The organism is Terriglobus sp. YAF25, assembly GCF_052113305.1.
Classification (GTDB): Bacteria; Acidobacteriota; Terriglobia; order Terriglobales; family Acidobacteriaceae; genus Terriglobus.
This window is the reverse complement of record NZ_JBFRCY010000655.1, coordinates 1-2,646: the sequence shown is the minus strand read 5'-3', so window position 1 is coordinate 2,646 and position 2,646 is coordinate 1. Positions and strand designations below refer to the sequence as shown.

The following is a 2,646-nucleotide window of genomic DNA, read 5'->3' as shown; positions in this document are numbered from 1 at the left end:
GAATATCCCATATCTCGGCTCTGCCGAGATGTGGGATATTCGGGTCCCCGACGAACTTCGTTGGGTGATAAAGCGATGGGCGGGATATCTCGCGAAGCGAGATCCGGATCTACTCCACGGACAACTGACCTGTACCGACCGCCCCCGCCAACTCCAACCTCTTCCCTGCCCCGGCCTGACGCTCCCGATACGCAAGCCCCAGCGGAAAAACATGGAACGTCAGCACGGATTTCGCCTCCACCACAGCCTCAGTTCCCTTGGCTGGCGCGTCCCCAAGCTCGTTCGTGCCTTTCTTGCCCAGGATCACAATGACATCGCTCAGCACTTCCTCTTGCCCAACCGCTTCCACCTGCAGCGAAAGCTCTCCCGCGCTGTCGATCTCCCCTGCCTTGGCAACGGCAACCACCGTAACCGTCACCGGAGCTCCCACAGCGAAGGTCCGGCCCTCGAGAGTAACGGCCGCGGTAAGCTGACCGCGCAGTACCTGACCGTTCCGGGCATCCGCGGAGCTGACACGCTCCTGCATCTGAACCTTCAGCAGCGTTCCAGAACTTTCGCTCGCGCCCGGAGTATCGGGTGTCGGTGATTGCTGCGCCGCACTCGAGCCGAGGAACAGAAGCATCCCCATCAGAAAGATCAAAACCCGATCGAACATGTCTTTTGAGAACTCCTGATGGGAACAAACTCCCGATGGAGTACTGAGCCCTATTCTCTAGGACCACTGTCCCATGGTGGAAGTTGTAAGGGAATCGCGCCTATCCCACCATCAGAAAATRCTGCGTCCCTTTTACCGGAGCATCCAGGCGACGGAAAAGAGCCTGCAGATCCCGATTATTGTGCACGAAATCGATCTGCGAGGTATCGATCACCAGCAGATCGCTGGCCGTGTAGCGGGAGAAGAAGTGCTCATACGCCTCGATCACCGTCTCCAGGTACTCCTCGCTGACAGCACGTTCCCCAGGAACGCCCTTTCGTTTCAGTCGCGTACGCAGCACGTCGGGCGTCGCCTTCAGGTAGATCACCAGGTCAGGCGTCGAAAGGTTAGAACGCATGGGCTCGTAAAAGCGGTTATAGAGCTTCAGCTCATCGTCCCCCAGGTTCAAGCAGGCAAAGAGCTTGTCTTTCTCGAAGATGTAGTCGGAAACAACGCTCTGGCGCACAAGACCACCGCCGGCCTTCCGCTCCGCAGCCTGTAACTGGCTATACCGAGCCTCGAGAAACCACATCTGGGTGGCAAAGGCTATGCCCGCTTCCTGCCGGTAAAAGCGGTCGAGAAAAGGATTGTCTTCGGGCTCGGTAACGCGATGCGCCTCCATCTTTTCAGCCAGCATGCCTGCCAGGGTCGATTTCCCCACACGGATGGGACCTTCAATGGCGATGTAACTGGGCAAATCGAACAGCATGACGAAACCCTCCAGAAAGGCGAATAAAAAGCAAAATATCACCCGCCGGATACCGCGCCAAGTAACGAACGAAGCACATGGCAGGGCTCTTCCATTTCGATATATCCATATCCCAATAACCGATGTAACTGGATTCACCTCAGTTCCCTACCGCGCTTACGTCTCCAAAGAGCATTATTAAGAGGCATGCTTTCCCCTGTACTTGCCGGAGCGGCGGTTGCCGCTGGCATCGGTGTTTCTGTGTACGCAGCCTATCGTCCGGAATCCCAGCTCTATGGCGCCACTCTCATTGCCGGGTCAGACCCAGGACAGGCCGCACTCACCTATGACGATGGCCCCAATCCTGATGCAACACTGCGGCTGCTCGACATCCTGGCGCAGCACCAGGTCCATGCGACCTTCTTCATGGTGGGCAGCTTTGTGAAAGCAGAAGCGGTGCTGGCGCGGCGCGTCGCTGCTGCCGGACACCTGATCGGCAATCACACCCTCACCCACCCGAACCTGGCCATCACCTCATCGCGAGAGACACGGCGTCAGCTCACCGAGACCAACGACATCCTGGAGCAAACCCTGGGACAGAAGATCCGCTTCTTCCGTCCTCCCTTCGGAGCCCGCCGCCCCGCCACGCTTCGCATTGCGCGCGAGCTCGGTCTGATCCCCGTGGAGTGGAATGTCGCCGCGCAGGACTGGAATCCCGCATCGCCGCAGCAACTTCTGGAGCGCCTGGAGAGGGGCATCGCCGCCAATCGGAAGAAAGGCCGCGCCTCCAACCTTCTACTGCATGACGGCAGCCATCTTGGGCTGGGAGCCAAGCGCATGCCCACCGTGGAAGCTACCTCTCTGTTGCTGGAAAGAAATATCAGGAACCTGACATTTGTCACTCCCGAAATTTGGGTTTAAGCTCCTACAATTTCCTCACGGCATCCACGTTCTAGCGTTAGAGCATTTTTCCCTATAGGAGTAACGTGGAGCTTCCACATCTATGGGCGTTTTCCGAAATGAAAACGCCGCTGCACAGCCCTTCCGGGATACTCAGCAATAGGGAAAACGCTCTTTAGAGGAAAGACCCATATGAGCACGCAGACCCAGGCACAGGCGCCTCCGCACGTTCACCCGGAACCGATGTCGATGCGTGAGGTATTGAAGATCAACACTATGCGCCGGCTCTGGTACGCCCAGGTGGTCTCGAACTTCGGCGATTTTCTTGCGCTGTTCGCCGTCATCAGTGTGCTGACCTTCAACC

3 protein-coding genes are annotated in these 2,646 nt (G+C 57.7%); 1 reads left to right on the top strand and 2 read right to left on the bottom strand.

From position 1 onward, the window contains the following. Positions 1–109 precede the first annotated feature (109 nt). Together AB4043_RS21860 and AB4043_RS21855 are read right to left on the bottom strand one after the other, a co-directional pair. Entirely contained in the window at positions 110–655 is a 546-nt protein-coding gene (locus AB4043_RS21860; protein WP_442301439.1) for a hypothetical protein, read from the bottom strand. A gap of 100 nt (positions 656–755) precedes the next feature. Continuing rightward, on the bottom strand, positions 756–1,403 hold the full coding sequence (locus AB4043_RS21855; RefSeq protein WP_442308076.1) for a deoxynucleoside kinase: 648 nt from the start codon (positions 1,401–1,403) through the stop codon (positions 756–758). Positions 1,404–1,589: 186 nt separating this feature from the next. On the opposite strand from AB4043_RS21855, the gene AB4043_RS21850 reads away from it, so the two are divergent. Next, on the top strand, positions 1,590–2,303 hold the full coding sequence (locus tag AB4043_RS21850; RefSeq protein ID WP_442301437.1) for a polysaccharide deacetylase family protein: 714 nt from the start codon (positions 1,590–1,592) through the stop codon (positions 2,301–2,303). Positions 2,304–2,646 lie beyond the last annotated feature (343 nt).

Coding starts and splice junctions, on each gene's coding strand:
- AB4043_RS21860 (WP_442301439.1), bottom strand. CDS start 655: ATGTTCGATCGGGTTTTGATCTTTCTGATGGGGATGCTTCTGTTCCTC.
- AB4043_RS21850 (WP_442301437.1), top strand. CDS start 1,590: ATGCTTTCCCCTGTACTTGCCGGAGCGGCGGTTGCCGCTGGCATCGGT.